Genomic DNA, 15,805 nt, shown 5'->3' with positions numbered 1-15,805 from the left:
TAAAACCGTTAACGGAGGTCCCGGAGAATTTTTTGCTTACACTATCAAATATAAGCGCCCAACTTCTGCTCAAAAAGTGAATTCGCTGTGTGCTCATGAACGGCTTTCAATCAATGACCGTTCTTCCTGACTAACTCGACACAGTTACTCTTTTTTATCGTCGCATTTAATTATGAGTAAGTTTACAAAAATTAATTTTATGCTAATGATAGTACGTAGTCAATGGCAGACTAACAGCCTTCGCCATTCCATTTGTCTGACCACGCGTGAATCGTATCCATCATATCTTGCATATCGCGACCTTTATCGGTCAGTCGATATTCGATCAACGCAGAATCATCGTGCGTTGTCCGAGAAACGATGCCTGCCTCTTCCAGCTCTTTTAACCGTTCAACCAACATCCGATCAGAACATTTATCAATTGAACTGGCAATATCCTTAAAACGCAAAGCTCCCTGAGCCAACAGTGATTCAATAATCAGCCCATTCCACTTTTTACCCAAAATCGAAAAGGTGCGTTCAAACTTTGGACAGAGTTTAAAATCTGTCATTGTTGTCATTGTCTCTGACATTACGTACGCCCCCTTCCTCTTTAAATTATGCTAATTGTTCTTTTCCATTAGAAAGATGCCGCTGTTTTTACACGAGCAACAAGACCTGCAACTTTTGAACGTAAGGGCCCAAAATATTCATGAGAGGCTTCATAGTCATCGACTAGTGAAACCAACAGACTCTCCTTATATTTTGGCATCGCCATGGTTAGACCAAACATATGCTTCAAAATGATGTCTTTTTCCATGTCCGACAATTCCGTTATTTTTTCGGCATTTCGTAATGACACCCGTGGATGAATGAAGGCATGTGTGCCTAAGTCAAACTTGGTTGTCCGCCAATCGTAATAAAACAGGTCGTGAAGTAAACCAGCACGGGCAACGGCTTGGTAATTCCAGCCCCGCCGTTTAGCAATCTTATAACTGTCAAACGAAACACCTAAGCTGTGTTCCAATCGATTGCTGTGATGATGTTGGGTGAAGTTCGCTAAACGTTGCACTTCTGGACGAGCTAATAAATCACTCACTAATGCAACATACTCAGAATCCTGTTTCCACTCATTTGGTTTCATTCAATGCTTCCTTTTTAAGTTGTATGAAGTGCCCATTTGAATCTGAAAGGTATTGTAGCAGGTTTGCTTACTTTTGCATAGTCTTATGCATTAATATTTTCACTTTCGGAAAAGTCACTGTCTTGCTTGAAACTATTGTTCTTTCAATCGAAACATAAGAACACCGGCAGCGATAGCAACATTTAATGATTCCGCCTGGCCCAGAATTGGAATGTATAAATTGGCTGTCGTAACATCCCCTAACGCTGGTGTCATGCCGTTCCCCTCATTACCCATAATGAGTCCAAACGCACCTTTTGGCTTTAATTCGCGATAATTTTTAGCCTCTGGATTGAGCTGAGTACCATAGACCTCGATACCAGATCGTTTAAAATAGCGGGTTGCAGAAAATAAATCTTCGGATACCAGTTTGATGTGAAACTGGCTACCCTGCATTGCCCGAACAACTTTAGGAGAAAATTGATCTGCTGTGCCGCGACCAAATACAACACCTTCAAAGCCTGCTGCATCGGCTGTTCGCACAATGGTACCAATATTGCCTGGGTCTTGAACGGCATCCAAAAATACCCATGGTTGGTGAACAACCTCTGGCAGCGTCGTGCTTGTCTCCGGCATTTTGACTTCGGCAAAGATACCTTGTGGCGTAACCGTGTCACCGATTGCCTTAGCGACCTCATCACTAATTTCAAACGCGTTTAAATTTGCTGGCAGTTCATCACGATATTCACGCCATGCCTCATGCGTGCCCATTACCGAAACTAATGTCGTGCCGGCACCGATTGCTTCCTTAACCAGATGCCAACCATCCAACAAATACGATTGCTGTTGTTCGCGGCCCTTTTTAGTTGCTAGTTTTTTCCAGGTCTTAACCCGACCATTTTGAAGTGATACAATTTTTTCCATATTTTTTACCTCGCTGGTCAAAATTATAGCATAGTCGGCAGTCATTCATGCTAGCATGGACGTTAAAGCGCGATTAAACTTTAAGGAGGCATCGAACAATGGCTCAAACAGCTGTCCTACTTACCGCACATGGTCGTGTTCAGGGAGTTGGCTTTCGTTACTCAACTTACCAATTGGCGGTGCGTCACCACATTTACGGTTTTGCCCGCAACAATGCGGACGGCACTGTTACTATTCTGGCGCAGGGTTCAACTGGCATGGTGAACACTTTTATTGAAGCAATCAAAAAATCACCTAATAGTTGGGCTCACGTGACTCAACTTGAACAAACGAAACAAGCAATTCAGCCGTTGAAAAAGTTTGACATTTACTGACTAAGCATTGAAATCACGGTGATTATCTAGTATTCTTAGCAAGTTAATGAAGTTTAACTTGAAAGGATTCACAGATAATAATGAAAAAAAGAAACCGCCTAGCCGTCATCACGGCCCTCGGCACTCTCACCCTACTTTTAAGTGGCTGTGTGCGTACCAGTCACGGCAAACCCGTTGGCTACATCTGGAACTACCTTGGCGAGCCAATGGTTCACTTTATGGAATGGGCTGCTAAGCTACTTGGCGGCAGCTATGGTTGGGCCGTCATTCTCCTGACCGTCATCGTTCGACTCATTTTGCTCCCATTAATGGTCCGTCAATCCAGACAGGCAACGGTTCAACAAGAAAAGATGTCAATGGTACGGCCTCAAATGAATGACATTCAGGCCCGTCAGAAAGCTGCCAAAACACCTGAAGAACGTAATGCAATCAGTCAAGAAATGATGCAACTATACCGCGATAACGGCATTTCAATGACTGGCGGCATCGGTTGTTTACCATTGATTATTCAGCTGCCTATTTTTGCAGCCCTGTATGCGGCAATCCGATATGCCCCTGAATTAGTAAATGCTACATTCTATGGCATTCATTTAGGAAAGCCCAACATTATTCTGGCGATCCTGTCATTCCTAGCTTATCTATTACAAGGATACCTTTCACTACTTGGTTTGCCTGAAGATCAAAAGAAACAAATGCGTTCCATGATGATCATGAGTCCCATCATGATTCTGTTTGTTACTTTCTCCACTCCAGCAGCCTTAGGACTGTACTTCTTCGTCGGTGGTTTGTTCGCTTGTTTGCAGACACTCATCATCGCTTGGTACCGGCCTCGAATACGGAAGCAAGTGGCCAAAGAGCTCGAAAAGAAACAAGCTGAAAATGCAACTCATGTGCAACCTAAGCCTGTTCAGGCAACGGAAACACCAGTCAGTGCAGCGCCAATAACATCACGTCAACCACAAGAAAAGTCAACTAGTGACAATATGGATCATAACAATCGCAAACGTAATGCTGGGAAACAACAGCATCATAATGACTAACCGTTTGTTGCAATGATTGTGATGGCTCGCTAATAGCCCACAAAAAATAAGAGGTCATCCTTCAAATTTGAAGGATGGCCTCTTATTTTTGTTATTTAACTGAATGTTGAAAATACTGATCAGTTAGTAAGACTTGTGGCAAAAAGGGAAATACTATTTTTCACTCAATTCAAACTTTCCATGATAAAAGAAAGAACTATTCAAGTAAATTGCTATCTTTAAGTGTTTCATCAAGCGGTTTACTTGGCTCTTGCGTTGCTTGCAATTCCTCCAAATGATGCCGTTCCTGATCAGTCAAAATATGCAAAGAAATTTGGAAGATTGAACCATGGCCAAGTGACGACTCAACAGAAACGTGACCGTTATACCCTTCGACCAATCGTTTAGCAATGGATAATCCGAGTCCATTACCGCCTTTTTCACGTGAGCGAGCCTTGTCAACCCGATAGAAGCGATTAAAGACCCGATCCATATTCTCAGGTGCAATGCCTTCTCCAAAGTCCTGTACGGACACCTGAGCGTTCCGACCGTCTTCTGACAAAGATACGTGGACCTCTTTGCGAGTTTGTGAATATTTGACCGCATTGTCCATCAAAATAATAAGCACCTGCTCCAAATGATCACGAAACATCGAAACGTAAGTTGGCTTACGTAAATCATCATCCAAAGAAAACGTGAAGTCCGGATGAATCATCTTGAAGTTGTTAAAGACCTGATTGACTACCATTTTGATATCCGTAACCTGATTGCGGAAGTCAATTTCCACCTGTTCAGCCCGTGATAGATCCAACATTTCTTGTACCAAACTCTTCATTCGTTTGGTTTCAGCTAAAGAAGCCTGAATGGACTCATTCAATACCTCAGGATCGTCCTTACCCCAGCGATTTAGCAGCTCCATATGGCCCTGAATGATAGCCACTGGCGTCCGTAATTCGTGAGACACATCACCCACAAATTGTTGCTGCTGATCAATATATCGTTGCATTTGATCCAGCATCCGATTCAATAATTCCGACAGATCAGACAACTCGTCATTGCGGCGAGACTCCGGTACCCGCGTACTAGACTGGGGGTCTTCGCTCGCCTTAGTGATTGTCGCACTAATATCAGAAATTGGTCGCAAGAAATAGCTAGCTAAAATATAACCGAATACCGATATTGCCAGTAACCCAATCAATAACAGTACAATCAAGATGGACCCAGTTCGTTGATACGTTCGCCAATAGCCATTGAGCTGATTGGTTACCTGAACATAACCAACGACCCGTTTGGTACCATGCTGATAAATCGGAGCGCGGCCAACATACACAACATGACCATTCAAATGGCTTAACTTCAATTGGCGTTTGCTAACGGACTCAAACGGCTGCGGATCAACCCGTGATGCGAAAATTTCAGAGCCACTACGGTCATAAACGCTAACGGCCAAATTATCATTGGCCAACGTTCGAATGATCGCATCATTATACAAGTTATGTTGTTGATCTGGCTTACTTGGATCATGCGGTAAATAAGGATTTTCACGAGGACGAAGAACCGGTTCAACATCGTCACTCGTCAAGTCCTTAACATTGTCATTTAACCGTTGAGTCACGACATTAATCGCATCTGTCGTTCGTCGTTTTTCCTGACGTAAAAGAACTGAGGTAAAGCTAGAAAATAATAATCCTAATACAATCGTAAAAATGACAAAGACACCCGTACCGGTACCGAGTGCCCATTTCCATTTTAACGACATGCGTCGTCTTTTTTTGGTTGTTTGTTTATCAGTCATCATGAACGAATTACGTATCCTGTTCCGCGAACTGTTTGAATGTAACTTTCCTCACCTGGGCGATCGATCTTGTTACGCAGATAACGAATGTAAACATCCACGACATTAGTTTCAACTTCTGATTCGTAACCCCATACTTTTTGTAGTAGTACATCACGGGCTAACACAACATTGACGTTTTCCATCAGTGTCAGTAACAACTCGTATTCACGCTTAGTCAAATTAATGATTTCATCACCGCGACGAACGATCCGGTTTTCTTTTTCGATTCGCAGATCCTTATATTCAACGACCGTTTGTTTGAAGTTTTTCTGTTCACCTTCAATATCGATTCGCCGTAGCAGTGCACGTACACGAGCCAGTAGTTCTTCAATAGCAAATGGCTTAACAATGTAGTCGTCAGCTCCATGATCAAGACCAGAAACTCGATCGATCACAGAGTCACGCGCTGTCATCATCACAATTGGTGTGCTCTTTACTTCCCGAACTCGCCGGCAAACCTCTAAACCATTTAATTCGGGTAGCATCAAGTCAAGCAAAATAACATCAAAGTCGGTTTCAAGTGCTGCTTCCAAACCTGTCCGACCGTTGTATTCTACTTGGGTTGTGTACCCTTCATGTTTCAATTCAAGGTCAACAAAGCGAGCTAGGTTCTTCTCATCTTCAATAATGAGAATACTATACTTTTTCGCATTTGTTTGTTCCGTGTTTTCCATTTAATTAACACTCCGCATTTTATTATCGTTCTCTAAGTCTGAACGGTTCAATTTTTAACAACGCTCTCATTTTATCATTTAAACGCCATTTCTGCTAGCATCACCGGCTGTCCGTTTGTTTCCTCAATGTCTTGTCCGAGATAGCGAATAAAATAGGTTAAACGACGTGTAAAAAAGCACGCCAATTACAAGCCAAGAAACAATCGCCACATTGAAGTGTGCAAAGACCATCAACCCGACAAGAACGCCAACAACGCCGAACAGCGATGCAATGCTGGCCACCTTACGATCGTAATCACCGTAGTACACAAATAAACTACTACCGGCCGCAACCGATAGCGCTGACCCACTCATCATTATTGGAAAAGCAACCAAGGGGTTCAATCCTAGCGCGTAGATAGTGGCTGTCGTTAACGCATAAGAGCCGATACCGATATTATTCAGTGCCCCATAAAGCACCTGCAACCCACAACCAACAATCAGTGACAGTCCGCTGAGTCGCAAGGCTGTCCCATTACCGGCAATTAAATGTAATCGGCCGGCTAGAATGAATAAACCTGCAATAATTAAACCGCATGCAATCCATCGTTTGATCGTCCTTTCAGGCAATTTCACAACAAAGCGAGGACTCAACACCGCTCCCACCACTTGAGCAGCTACCAGTGCCAATAAGGTCACAGGATCGACCTTAACGACACCAATGAAGCCGACCGCCATCAAAACAAATGGCACGACGCCTTGAACATTAAGTGTTCCTGGTAGCCGTTTTACAGATACCCATCTTGTTGGCGTATAAATTGCTGTACTGACCGCAAAGTCGGATACCCCTAATGTGGATAAAAAGAAAATCAGCATTCCGCTCAATGCTACCCCAATTGTCGGCGCAGATGAGTGACGCACAGTATCCCAGTGTCGATAAAGATCAGCACCAACATATGTCGCAAAACACACACCCACGATAATTAATACTGCTAATAGTCCCGTTCGCATGGATTACACTCCGTTCATAAAGATTACAAGCAATGATTATACCGTAATTGCTACAGTGTTTTCGACCCAAAAGTAGGAATCAAATCCGCATCACCACTAATATTTAATGCCAGTAGAACATCAACCTAAACGGTGTTGTATTGTCGGCCTTTCCCCGTGGCTTCAACATAAAGTGAGCCTTTTAAACTGATTGATAAAAAATCGAGAAAAAAACACCTGAGAGCCTAGGCCTCTCAGATGTTTTCAATCATGAATTAAGCGTTGTTAGCAGTCTTAACGACTTGCTTGCCATCGTAGTATCCGCAACTAGGGCAGACACGATGTGACATACGTAATTCACCACAGTTTGGGCATGGAGCCAAATTAGGCGTTGCTAATTTGATGTGACCCCGACGCTTCAACTTCTTTTCTTTAGATGTTTTCCGTGCTGGTACAGCCATGTGAACGAGCACCTCCTTGAATGATTTTATCCACACATGTGTTTTTAAAATCTGCTAAGCCATCCTACCGGTCTTGGTCCTGATCAGGGAACAATCCCTTTAACTTAGCGAGACGTGGATCAATGGGTTGATTTTCTTCCTGTTCAGCCGTGTAATCGTCTTCGGAAATAACTTCCCAACCATTGCCAGTTGGCATATCCTGACCATTACGTTCTGACTCAGTTAGAATTTGCATAGGAATTTGGGCAATGATATTGTCAATCACACCCTCATCTAAGTCAACAGTTTGAGTCTCCAAGAGTAAAACCGTTTCGTTTTCCTCATAGCGATCAAAGTGACTCTCTTCCGTGATGTAAATCTCGTTCATGTCAAAGTCAAACGGAAAATCAACCGGTGCCAACGAACGACTCGAAGGCACAATAGCTTTACCGCTAACCTTGACATCTAGTAGAACATCGTCACGATCAACCATAACGGTTCCAACCACTTTAACGGGATCGATGTCGATAACCCGATCAGCGAACCGATCAAGCATCTTCACTTTCACATCTAAAGTTTCGTCGATCCGCAGTGGCTCATTACGATACTTTTCAAGCTCTTTGAGCGACCATTTCATCGATAAACCTCCTAATGCAACGAATTTTATTATACCGGCGCATTAATACAATGTCAACGTAAAATCCTTGACAGCCAAATGATTCTATTTGTTGTCTATTCGAATCGGGTCACGACGGAAGTCCTGCGCCTGCCCTGATAGCATTTCATACAACATGCCGGCACGATAGTCTAAATTTAATGTCTTTTTTTTCAAAGTCTGGTCAAACCTAGTTACGATAGGCAACCCAAAGGTTTTCTTGTGTGCGTTTAAATACTGTTGACCGGCTGACGTAAAGCCAAGTAACCGTAAGTAGTCTGTTTGCCCGGGAATCATTTCGTCATCAAGCGCGTGGACTAAGGCATATAAACAAACACGTTGTAACCGTGAATAGGTATATCGTTTTGTCTTAATCGCGGCTAAAAAATCGTCCCATTTTGCCTGCGTTTCTGCGGCTTCTTTTAAACGATAATCTAGACCTTCAGACATTTGATAAATTTGGTGTAAAGACGCGATTGGCATCATCAATAACGTATGTCGTAACAAGGACCACATCGTTGGCGACCACCCTTTCAATGGCGTCAGGTGACGAATATCAGCAAATGTCTCGGAAGGCACATTTGCTGCCACATTAACACCGCGCTGATGACCGAGAACGGTCTGTCTGATGGCAGTTGCACTCGAAAAGCCCCGTGGATTCATTTGGACATCATGATACTCACTACCAACCCTTGCCACCGGTACTAACCTCAATGGCGACGATAGTTTCGCGTTCGCAACTGCGTAACCATAGCCAAGAATATCGTTGGGTTGATCCAGACGAAATCCAGTTTGTGATTCTAATTGTGCGTTAAATAACGTGGCATAAGTTTCGTTAAACGTCTTAAACGCCTGCGAATCATTGACTGTCGCATGAGCTAACGCCGCAAAGTCCGTTTGCTCATGTTCAGCACCAAAGACCAGCGTTGGCACTTGCATAGCAGACAACAACGACAAAGCCCCTTGTGCAAACAAGTGAGCCGGCTGAACGGCCCAGTGAAATGGCAATTCCACCACGAGATCAGCCCCATTGTGAAGTGCCTCCGATGTTCGTTGCCACTTATTGAATATGGCTGCTTCACCGCGCTGAACAAAATTGCCACTCATGACAGCAATAACAACGTCAGCGCCCGTAACCGCGCGCGCTCGCTGTAAATGATAGCGATGACCATTATGAAACGGATTATACTCCGCCACAACACCTACTGCCTGCATAGTGTCATCCTTCCCGTCGACAGTCAAAGAACCAACGCGTTGTGTCCGCGTCCGGTTCAGCTTTCCCAAAGTCAGCAAACACCTGAATTTGATCAAAGCCTGCCTGGGTCAGCAATCGTCGATATGTTGCCAGTGGATACGTTCTTTCCACGTGTAGCTCAGCATGGTGGTCATAACCCTTAATCGATTCATTCCAAATGAAAAAGTTCAAATCATGTTCGACTTGATGTTCAGCATCGCCTTCGTAACTAGTCCACATGAATGCACGATGATCGTCGTGAAAATTATACATGTAACCAGGATAAACATCATCTGTTTGATGAGGTGTAATAACGTCAAAAAGATAATGCCCATTGTCAGTTAAATGCGCAGCAGCCTCGCGGAACGCCTCCGCCATCTCATCTTCATTTGGCAAGTAGCAAAGGGAATCGTCAAAACAAGTAATTGTGTTATACAGGCCAAGGTCGCCTAATGCAGTCATATCACCCTGAATCAACGGCAACTCAACACCGGCTGCTTGCGCCTTACTTGCAGCGATACTCAACATTTCTGGCGCCAGATCCAGACCAGCCACTTGATAACCCGACTGAATCATCTTGATTGCTAACCGCCCCGTACCGCACGCTAAATCCAGCACGCTATCAGTCTTCACGACTCCTTGGGAACGCACAAAACCCAGCCATGAATCATACATAGCTGGGTCAAACAGTTCGTCATAAAAATCAGCAAACTGCCCGTAAATCATGCTGTTTCGCCCAACCAATCCGTCAGGTTAACCATCGGCGCATCTGACCATAATTTTTCTAAATCATAGTAATGACGCTGTTCTTCTTGAAAAATATGAACGACAATATCGCCGAAATCTAGCAGAACCCAAGTACCCTCTGCTTTACCCTCAACGCGGCGAACTGTTACACCAGCTTCACTTTCAGCATCCAAAACAGCCTGGGTAATCGCCTGAACCTGACGTTTAGAACCCCCGTTCATAATGGCAAAATAATCCGCCACTAAGCTAACCTGCTCAACATCTAGCGCCACGATATCTTCAGCACGTTTAGCATCTCCAGCCTTTACGGCCACTTCCAACATTTGTTTACTATCCAAAATAGTTCCTCATTTCACTTAATTGATTAATAGTTATACTTCATTTGTTTCTGAGCGACCCAACGATTAAACGTTAATAAGGTTGCTGGATAAATCGGTGCATTTTTCTCGGCTAAATACAGCATCGTGTGTTTCGTCTGAAAAGCAACCCCAGCACGCAAATCTTTGTGGGTTATTCGTCTAGCTTCATCGACACCATCAAAATCACGTTCGGGTTCAATATAATCCGCCATATAAACAATTTGTGCCAATGGTGACATTTCCACAGCACCCGTGGTGTGAAAACGAACGGCATTTAAAATATCTTCATCCTCGATGCCGAGCTCATCATGAATAAATTCTGCGCCCACAATACCATGCCAAATAGCATTGCCCCAATTCAGTAGATCCGGATCCATTTGATGTTTTTTAATCATGCCGATGAACGCTTCATCACTACGCTCTTTGGCATAATCATGGACCAGACCAGCAATACTAGCCTTTTCCAAATCAACACCGTTTTCCTCTGCTAACTGAATCGCAGTTTGTTCTACGCGCAGACAATGATTGAACCGTTTGTCACGCAACTGTTGATGAACGGCTTCAACCAGTTCATCACGTGTGCCGTTATAAAGATGCTGCTGATATCGCATTGCCTTACTCATGATACAACTGATGCTCCTTAATGTATGCTTCAACTGCCTCTGGAACTAAGTAGCGAATCGATTGCCCACGTTTGACACGATCACGAATCATTGAACTACTTATGTCAATTGTCGGCACATCGACCCAAATGACTGGATATGGCGTTTGCTTCTTATAGCCAGCTCGACCAACACCAACAAACGTTACTATTTTTGCCAACTCATCGATACGATACCATTTTGGCAGATATGCCACTTCATCCCCACCAATAATAAAGTAATACTCAGTTTTAGGATGACGCGTTTTCAAATCCACCATCGTGTCATACGTGTAGCTTTTGCCGCCACGTTGAATTTCACTCATCTCTAAGTCAAACAATGGGTTTCCGAAAATAGCACGACGAACCATTCTTGCCCGTAGCAAAGGATCAATTGCAAGTTTAGGGTCAATATGCGGAGGCTGAGCATTGGGCATAAAAAGAACCTTATTTAATCCCAATTGCTTACCCACTTGATCCGCAATAATAAGATGACCTAGGTGTGGCGGATTAAAAGTCCCACCCAAAATACCTACCCGTTGTTTAGGCATTTCTGTGACCATTTCTGTCATCACTTGAGTGCCCGTTTGTTTAGTCGTTAACGTCGATGTAATCATTGTCTATCCCTACTTATTTCACGTGTTTACCCTAACACTAAACCAATGCTGCAACCTTTTTCGATAACCGTTGATTATCTGGATCCGTTGCAGGCATAAACAACACCAGCGTATGACCGATTGTTTGGACTACAGTAATCCGCGGATTTTTTTCAATAAAGGTCTTTGCCTCCGCGACAGTTGCATCTGCACTTTGTAACAAGTTCACCTTTATAAGTTCACGTTTCTCCAAGGCCCCAGTTAATTGGTCTAACCACGTTTCTGTCAAGCCATTCTTTCCCACCGAAAACAGTGGACGTAGTGAATGTGCTTCAGAACGTAAAAAATGTTTTTGTTTACCTTTTAAATCCATATAATGTCTCTCCCGTTTTAAATCATTGCGCGCCTTAACGAGACGTTGACACCCTTTGGTGCCCAGCCAGCAATCGTTACATTGGCGGGAACTGTTACCCAGCCCAATCCTTCAATAACGAGATCACTTTTCTCCGTTGTGCGAAATTCGTGTCTTGCCAATTCAGGTAGATCTGCCAACTCATCCTGGGAAGGTGGCGTGAGTATCTCACCAGCGTGATCACGATAAAAATCATCTGCGTGCGTCAATTTTGTTCGATGGATCATCAGATTGTTCTCGAAATAGGCACTAACACCGGTTGTCCGACTATCTGTTGTTGCAGACAATAAATCAAACCTTGCTACTGCGCCCATGAACAACGTTTGTTCACCTTGTAGCTGATAAACACGTGGCTTAATTTCCTTTTGTGGGGCGACATACTTTAAAGCCCCTGCACTTAGAAAATGCGCCATCTGTTCAGGATGAATAATTCCTGGTGTGTCAACTAAGACATGATCTTCTCCAAGTGGAATTTCAATCTTGTCTAGCGTTGTGCCAGGGAAACGTGACGTTGTGATCAGATCAGCGACACCAGAGTTTTGTTTTAAAATCTGGTTAATCAACGTCGACTTACCAACATTAGTCACGCCTACAACATAAACGTCACGATCACCACGGTATTTATCAATCAACGTCAACAGGTCATCCACGTCACGGCCATTTTTTGCACTCAGTAGCGTCGTGGCCAGTGGTCGCAACCCGTTGGCATTAGCCTGCTGACGTACCCAATCAGTCAGTTTGCTTCGTTTAAGCGAACGTGGCAAAACATCTTCTTTATTACCAACTAGTAGAATTGGATTATCACCAACAAAACGATGTAATCCAGGAATCATACTGCCATTAAAGTCAAAAATATCAACAACATAGACGATTAGGGCGTTGGCATCTCGAATCTGTGCCAGTAACCGTCGAAAATCGTCATCTGTTAATGACACTGGCACGATTTCGTTGTAATGACGTAAACGAAAACAACGCTGGCAATACAATTCACCGTTTTCAAGTCCTTTTTTTAAAGCCGATTGAGGTGTATAGCCAACGGCAGTGGAATCTGTTGTTTGAATCTTGGCTCCACAGCCAATGCAGTACAGTGGCTCTGACGTTTCATTCGTTACTGCTTCACTCATCGTAAATCCTCCTGCCATGTCATCGTCGGATAAACACGGCGTAACCGTTGCATCACAAATCGCTCAAAGAAGCGGTTAATTCGTGTATCCCATTTGTCCGTCTCAATCAGCGGCTTCACTAAAATACTCCGCACATGCGCATTATTTGCCGCCCACATGTCTGTCATCAGCTGATCACCAACCATCACAACTTCACTATTACTCAATGAGAGCCGCCGTTGCGCCTGACGAATACCGCGCGTTAATGGTTTTAGTGAACGTGAAACGAATTCAAGCCCTAAGGGCGTGACTGCTCGTGAGATGCGAGCAGCACTGTTATTTGAAACGACTACAATGCGAATATTATTTGCATGCATCGTTTGGATCCACCGTCGTAACTGCGGCGTTCCATCCGGATTATTCCAAGCAATCAACGTATTATCTAAATCTGTCAAAATAACGCGAATGCCCGCTGCCTTTAATTGTTCAGGCGACACATTATATATTGCTGAAATCATCCAAGTTGGTTTGAAGTTGGCGATCATTTAAAACTCCTTGCTCCTGACTATTTTTAGTACAAAATTATCTAAATCATTATACCAGAAAGCACTTAAAAATGCTTATTTCATCGGTTTCGAATCACGTAAAAGGTTTACCACCGCCTGCATATCCGCGGGCAATGGCGCGGTGTACGTCTGCTGCTGTTGAGTAACGGGGTCTATAAATGATAATTGCCATGCATGCAATGCCTGGCGTTGAATTAACCTAAGCGACCCACCATATAAACGATCACCGAGCAACGGATGACCGATACTCTGCATGTGTACTCTAATCTGGTGAGTCCGCCCTGTTTTTAGATTTAACTCAACTAATGCAATATTCTCAAACTGTTCTACTACTTTGTATTCAGTAATTGCCGCTTGTCCGTTTGAAGTGACCGCTCTAGCGATCTTTCCATCCACTCGTCCAATTGGAGAGTCAATAACACCATGGTCATTCTCAAATATGCCCGCCGCAAGTGCGAGGTAAGTTTTTCGCATTGTGTGATGATCCACTTGAGGGGCAATCATTCCCTGAACAATGCCATTACGTGCCACCAACATGATCCCGCTTGTATCACGATCTAACCGGGTGATTAAATGTGGCACTAAATTATCAGCGTTATTAGCCACGAGCCAACCTTTGATGCGGTTAACCATCGTTGTTTGCTGATCACTTGGTCCAGGAACAGCATTGACGCCTGCGCTTTTATTGACTACCAGCCAATTTTCATCAGCCATCAAAACATCGATTGGTTCCTCATCGACAGCAATGTTCGCGTCACTGGGCTCGTTGGGCAACGACAAGGTGACAACATCACCAATAGCAACTGAATGATCCGGCTGAGTGATTTGCTGATTCAACGTTATCTTGCCTCCAAGATGCCGCTGACGAGTCCATAAATTATGGCTGATTCCTTGTGCAAACAAAAATTGTTTGACGCTGACATAGGTTGCAGCTGAACGCCAACTAAATTTCAATGTTTTGCTAACCCGCTTTCTAGTGTGTTTCTACTATATAATTCAGAATATTAATAATATTCTGCGAACAAAAGCGTAATAAATCCATCTAGCTACTGCTTCAAAACTGGATTTTTAACATACTCGGCTATTGCCGGCAGATTACGGTACGCCCCGTTTAAGTCCATGCCAAATCCGACCAGCCACACGTTAGGCACCGTAAGGCCAAGGTAATCAATCTGAACTGGTGTCACGCGCGTCATCGGTTTGTCAGCCATAACCGCTATTTCAACACTTCTGGCACCTTGAGCTAATAACCAACGTTTTAGAAAAGACAAGGTATTTCCCGTATCAATAATTTCATCCAATAAGACGATATGGCGACCTGTGAACGAAATAGTCGGTTTCTGCAACATTACTGGCTCGCTCTGCTGTTCGCCACTATAGCTAGTGACAGAAACAAAATCGAGATCAGAGGGAATCGACAGCCGTTGACTGACAGCAATTGTCCACTGAGCAGCGCCTTTCATCACACCAATAAGCAGTGGATTTGTTGTCTTATTTTTTTCACTGATCTGTTTAGCAACAGCAGACGCCATCACCTCAATTTGATCAGGTGTCGCAAAAATTTGACCAATATGGTCATCGAGTAGCGTTTTCAGAGATTCGTTGTTCACAATTAGATCCTTTCTGAGTGTCTCACTCGTTACAAAGACTGTTTAATATTCAATTGCGGTGACGATATCGTAACCCGAATTCTCTACGGGCACAAGTTAAACCAGTAATAACTAAAACAAAAAAGTCTGGCAGAAAATTTCTTCCTGTCAGACTTCAATAGTCGCTTGCCCCTAAAAAAACCGATTAATTCACTAACGTTTTTAAAATCGAAACCGGTGACTGCTACGTACTGCCAAGGATGTACCATTGTCCCATCCGCATCGTAGCCCATTTTAAGCTGTTTTCGTTGAATTGATCATGTTTTCATGTCCTAGATAATGAAGACGGTAGTTGGCCTGCTGTGTAGCATTAATGCGATCCAACGCTAACTTAGCGGTATCATATGAAACGTGGTCAAGAATTGAAACCCATTGTCTTCCGTGGCGAACTTCAACATTCCATTCCCCACGTGTTTGCATTTTATAAGTTTTCATAGGTGACCTCTTTTCTGCATTCTCAAAACAATTATCGACGCCAGCCCGCCAACAATGAGAACTTGTGTTT

At 43.6% G+C, this 15,805-nt stretch carries 21 protein-coding genes; 2 read left to right on the top strand and 19 right to left on the bottom strand.

From position 1 onward, the window contains the following. Positions 1 to 230: 230 nt before the first annotated feature. The 3 genes from LROSL1_RS05755 to LROSL1_RS05745 form a co-directional block, all read right to left on the bottom strand. Positions 231 to 572: a winged helix-turn-helix transcriptional regulator gene (locus LROSL1_RS05755; protein WP_017261731.1), complete on the bottom strand. Its 342-nt coding sequence runs from the start codon at positions 570 to 572 to the stop codon at positions 231 to 233. 47 nt (positions 573 to 619) lie between these two features. After that, positions 620 to 1,123 (bottom strand): HD domain-containing protein, encoded by a 504-nt coding sequence (locus tag LROSL1_RS05750; RefSeq protein WP_161001376.1) that lies wholly within the window; start codon positions 1,121 to 1,123, stop codon positions 620 to 622. A 132-nt stretch (positions 1,124 to 1,255) separates the two neighbouring features. Continuing rightward, positions 1,256 to 2,026 carry a TrmH family RNA methyltransferase gene (locus LROSL1_RS05745; RefSeq protein ID WP_017261729.1) on the bottom strand — a complete coding sequence of 257 codons (771 nt, stop codon included), beginning with the start codon at positions 2,024 to 2,026 and terminating at the stop codon, positions 1,256 to 1,258. Positions 2,027 to 2,124: 98 nt separating this feature from the next. Between LROSL1_RS05745 and LROSL1_RS05740 the strand changes: the two genes are divergently transcribed. Both LROSL1_RS05740 and yidC read left to right on the top strand, forming a co-directional pair. Further along, on the top strand, positions 2,125 to 2,400 hold the full coding sequence (locus LROSL1_RS05740; protein WP_017261728.1) for an acylphosphatase: 276 nt from the start codon (positions 2,125 to 2,127) through the stop codon (positions 2,398 to 2,400). Between the two features lie 80 nt (positions 2,401 to 2,480). After that, on the top strand, positions 2,481 to 3,440 hold the full coding sequence (yidC, locus tag LROSL1_RS05735) for a membrane protein insertase YidC (RefSeq protein WP_026017127.1): 960 nt from the start codon (positions 2,481 to 2,483) through the stop codon (positions 3,438 to 3,440). 196 nt (positions 3,441 to 3,636) lie between these two features. Here yidC and LROSL1_RS05730 read toward each other — a convergent pair whose 3' ends face one another. From LROSL1_RS05730 to LROSL1_RS05655, 16 genes are all read right to left on the bottom strand, one after another. After that, positions 3,637 to 5,217, bottom strand: a complete 1,581-nt coding sequence (locus tag LROSL1_RS05730) for a HAMP domain-containing sensor histidine kinase (RefSeq protein WP_017261726.1) — start codon at positions 5,215 to 5,217, stop codon at positions 3,637 to 3,639. Continuing rightward, entirely contained in the window at positions 5,214 to 5,930 is a 717-nt protein-coding gene (locus LROSL1_RS05725; RefSeq protein WP_017261725.1) for a response regulator transcription factor, read from the bottom strand. The genes LROSL1_RS05730 and LROSL1_RS05725 overlap by 4 nt, the downstream gene beginning before the upstream one ends. A gap of 123 nt (positions 5,931 to 6,053) precedes the next feature. After that, on the bottom strand, positions 6,054 to 6,920 hold the full coding sequence (locus LROSL1_RS05720) for a sulfite exporter TauE/SafE family protein (protein WP_178914009.1): 867 nt from the start codon (positions 6,918 to 6,920) through the stop codon (positions 6,054 to 6,056). A 254-nt stretch (positions 6,921 to 7,174) separates the two neighbouring features. Further along, the gene (rpmF, locus tag LROSL1_RS05715) at positions 7,175 to 7,360 is read right to left on the bottom strand and encodes a 50S ribosomal protein L32 (protein ID WP_017261723.1); all 186 of its coding nucleotides are present in this window, start codon (positions 7,358 to 7,360) and stop codon (positions 7,175 to 7,177) included. 64 nt (positions 7,361 to 7,424) lie between these two features. Beyond that, a complete protein-coding gene (locus LROSL1_RS05710; RefSeq protein WP_161001382.1) occupies positions 7,425 to 7,976 on the bottom strand; it encodes a YceD family protein in 552 nt (183 codons plus the stop codon). 84 nt (positions 7,977 to 8,060) lie between these two features. After that, positions 8,061 to 9,209, bottom strand: a complete 1,149-nt coding sequence (locus LROSL1_RS05705; RefSeq protein WP_178914008.1) for a nucleotidyltransferase — start codon at positions 9,207 to 9,209, stop codon at positions 8,061 to 8,063. A 4-nt stretch (positions 9,210 to 9,213) separates the two neighbouring features. Beyond that, on the bottom strand, positions 9,214 to 9,954 hold the full coding sequence (locus LROSL1_RS05700) for a class I SAM-dependent DNA methyltransferase (protein WP_017261720.1): 741 nt from the start codon (positions 9,952 to 9,954) through the stop codon (positions 9,214 to 9,216). Further along, positions 9,951 to 10,313: a ribosome silencing factor gene (gene rsfS / locus LROSL1_RS05695; RefSeq protein ID WP_017261719.1), complete on the bottom strand. Its 363-nt coding sequence runs from the start codon at positions 10,311 to 10,313 to the stop codon at positions 9,951 to 9,953. Before rsfS ends, LROSL1_RS05700 begins: the two co-directional genes overlap by 4 nt. A 26-nt stretch (positions 10,314 to 10,339) precedes the next feature. Beyond that, positions 10,340 to 10,957, bottom strand: a complete 618-nt coding sequence (yqeK, locus tag LROSL1_RS05690) for a bis(5'-nucleosyl)-tetraphosphatase (symmetrical) YqeK (protein WP_017261718.1) — start codon at positions 10,955 to 10,957, stop codon at positions 10,340 to 10,342. Next, entirely contained in the window at positions 10,950 to 11,591 is a 642-nt protein-coding gene (locus LROSL1_RS05685; RefSeq protein ID WP_178914007.1) for a nicotinate-nucleotide adenylyltransferase, read from the bottom strand. Before LROSL1_RS05685 ends, yqeK begins: the two co-directional genes overlap by 8 nt. 37 nt (positions 11,592 to 11,628) lie before the next feature. After that, positions 11,629 to 11,943, bottom strand: coding sequence for a ribosome assembly RNA-binding protein YhbY (yhbY, locus tag LROSL1_RS05680; RefSeq protein WP_017261716.1), 315 nt, complete (start codon positions 11,941 to 11,943; stop codon positions 11,629 to 11,631). A 17-nt stretch (positions 11,944 to 11,960) separates the two neighbouring features. Further along, positions 11,961 to 13,106 (bottom strand): ribosome biogenesis GTPase YqeH, encoded by a 1,146-nt coding sequence (gene yqeH / locus LROSL1_RS05675; RefSeq protein ID WP_178914006.1) that lies wholly within the window; start codon positions 13,104 to 13,106, stop codon positions 11,961 to 11,963. Continuing rightward, on the bottom strand, positions 13,103 to 13,630 hold the full coding sequence (locus LROSL1_RS05670) for a YqeG family HAD IIIA-type phosphatase (protein WP_017261714.1): 528 nt from the start codon (positions 13,628 to 13,630) through the stop codon (positions 13,103 to 13,105). The genes yqeH and LROSL1_RS05670 overlap by 4 nt, the downstream gene beginning before the upstream one ends. A gap of 75 nt (positions 13,631 to 13,705) precedes the next feature. After that, entirely contained in the window at positions 13,706 to 14,488 is a 783-nt protein-coding gene (locus LROSL1_RS05665) for an RluA family pseudouridine synthase (protein WP_178914005.1), read from the bottom strand. Positions 14,489 to 14,697: 209 nt separating this feature from the next. Then, complete coding sequence (locus LROSL1_RS05660) at positions 14,698 to 15,261, bottom strand: phosphoribosyltransferase (protein ID WP_017261712.1); 564 nt, start codon at positions 15,259 to 15,261, stop codon at positions 14,698 to 14,700. A gap of 273 nt (positions 15,262 to 15,534) precedes the next feature. Next, positions 15,535 to 15,735: a hypothetical protein gene (locus LROSL1_RS05655; RefSeq protein ID WP_017261711.1), complete on the bottom strand. Its 201-nt coding sequence runs from the start codon at positions 15,733 to 15,735 to the stop codon at positions 15,535 to 15,537. Positions 15,736 to 15,805 lie beyond the last annotated feature (70 nt).

This window comes from Furfurilactobacillus rossiae (assembly GCF_013394005.1).
In the GTDB taxonomy this organism is placed as follows: Bacteria; Bacillota; Bacilli; order Lactobacillales; family Lactobacillaceae; genus Furfurilactobacillus; species Furfurilactobacillus rossiae.
Note: the sequence above shows the minus strand (reverse complement) of the source record. Positions and strands in the feature narration are given on the sequence as shown.

Bases quoted from the DNA above. Each gene is read 5' to 3' on its own strand.
- yqeH (WP_178914006.1), bottom strand. From the start codon at position 13,106: ATGAGTGAAGCAGTAACGAATGAAACGTCAGAGCCACTGTACTGCATT.
- LROSL1_RS05705 (WP_178914008.1), bottom strand. From the start codon at position 9,209: ATGCAGGCAGTAGGTGTTGTGGCGGAGTATAATCCGTTTCATAATGGT.
- LROSL1_RS05670 (WP_017261714.1), bottom strand. From the start codon at position 13,630: ATGATCGCCAACTTCAAACCAACTTGGATGATTTCAGCAATATATAAT.
- LROSL1_RS05730 (WP_017261726.1), bottom strand. From the start codon at position 5,217: ATGATGACTGATAAACAAACAACCAAAAAAAGACGACGCATGTCGTTA.
- LROSL1_RS05720 (WP_178914009.1), bottom strand. From the start codon at position 6,920: ATGCGAACGGGACTATTAGCAGTATTAATTATCGTGGGTGTGTGTTTT.
- LROSL1_RS05685 (WP_178914007.1), bottom strand. From the start codon at position 11,591: ATGATTACATCGACGTTAACGACTAAACAAACGGGCACTCAAGTGATG.
- LROSL1_RS05745 (WP_017261729.1), bottom strand. From the start codon at position 2,026: ATGGAAAAAATTGTATCACTTCAAAATGGTCGGGTTAAGACCTGGAAA.
- rpmF (WP_017261723.1), bottom strand. From the start codon at position 7,360: ATGGCTGTACCAGCACGGAAAACATCTAAAGAAAAGAAGTTGAAGCGT.
- yqeK (WP_017261718.1), bottom strand. From the start codon at position 10,957: ATGAGTAAGGCAATGCGATATCAGCAGCATCTTTATAACGGCACACGT.
- LROSL1_RS05710 (WP_161001382.1), bottom strand. From the start codon at position 7,976: ATGAAATGGTCGCTCAAAGAGCTTGAAAAGTATCGTAATGAGCCACTG.
- yhbY (WP_017261716.1), bottom strand. From the start codon at position 11,943: ATGGATTTAAAAGGTAAACAAAAACATTTTTTACGTTCTGAAGCACAT.
- LROSL1_RS05655 (WP_017261711.1), bottom strand. From the start codon at position 15,735: ATGAAAACTTATAAAATGCAAACACGTGGGGAATGGAATGTTGAAGTT.
- yidC (WP_026017127.1), top strand. From the start codon at position 2,481: ATGAAAAAAAGAAACCGCCTAGCCGTCATCACGGCCCTCGGCACTCTC.
- LROSL1_RS05750 (WP_161001376.1), bottom strand. From the start codon at position 1,123: ATGAAACCAAATGAGTGGAAACAGGATTCTGAGTATGTTGCATTAGTG.
- LROSL1_RS05725 (WP_017261725.1), bottom strand. From the start codon at position 5,930: ATGGAAAACACGGAACAAACAAATGCGAAAAAGTATAGTATTCTCATT.
- LROSL1_RS05740 (WP_017261728.1), top strand. From the start codon at position 2,125: ATGGCTCAAACAGCTGTCCTACTTACCGCACATGGTCGTGTTCAGGGA.
- LROSL1_RS05755 (WP_017261731.1), bottom strand. From the start codon at position 572: ATGTCAGAGACAATGACAACAATGACAGATTTTAAACTCTGTCCAAAG.
- LROSL1_RS05700 (WP_017261720.1), bottom strand. From the start codon at position 9,954: ATGATTTACGGGCAGTTTGCTGATTTTTATGACGAACTGTTTGACCCA.